1 protein-coding gene is annotated in these 685 nt (G+C 52.0%); it reads left to right on the plus strand.

The genetic code is table 11. The annotated features are described in order from the left end of the window. The first annotated feature begins 53 nt into the window (after positions 1–53). Positions 54–677, plus strand: coding sequence for an IS6 family transposase (locus ACRYA2_RS26585; RefSeq protein ID WP_433634822.1), 624 nt, complete (start codon positions 54–56; stop codon positions 675–677). Positions 678–685 lie beyond the last annotated feature (8 nt).

Here is a 685-nt window from a genome sequence, read left to right on the forward strand (position 1 = left end):
GGCACTGTTCAGATAAGGATGAAGGATGAGGCGGTTGGAATTCGCAGTGATCTATGCCCGAATTCGACCGCCTCAACGAGTCTAGTGACTTGATTGAGTTAGAGTTTGTGGAGCGAGAGGCGACACCGGAGCCGCTGATGAAACTCAGTATCCACCTTCACGCGGCAGGGTTATCACTCTCGGATACTGTTTCTATCTTAGAACAGTTCGGTGTCGATCGGTGTCGCACAACTGTTCATAATTGGGTGCAGAAAGCGGACCTACAGCCGACTGACGGCAAAACCCCGAATCACGTTGCGGTCGACGAAACCGTGATTCGGCTCAATAATCAGCGCTACTGGCTGTACGCTGCTGTCGATCCAGCAACCAACGAATTTCTCCACCTCAAGCTCTATCCGACACGAACGACCATGCTCACGAAACAGTTTTTACAGGAACTCCAAGAGAAACACTGCGTCGGCGACGCGGTGTTTCTCGTCGATAGCGCACCATGGTTACACGCGGCACTCTTCGAGGAAAACCTCCGATTTCAGCATGTTACGCATGGAAATCGGAACAGCGTTGAGCGTGTTTTCAAAGAGTTAAAACGCCGCGCCAATCATTTCCGCCACGCAACACACCGCTCCGCCGAAAATTGGTTGCAAACGCTCGCCTTCGCATGGAATCAGCTAATCTGAACAGTGCC

This window comes from Halomicrococcus pelagicus, from assembly GCF_050954125.1.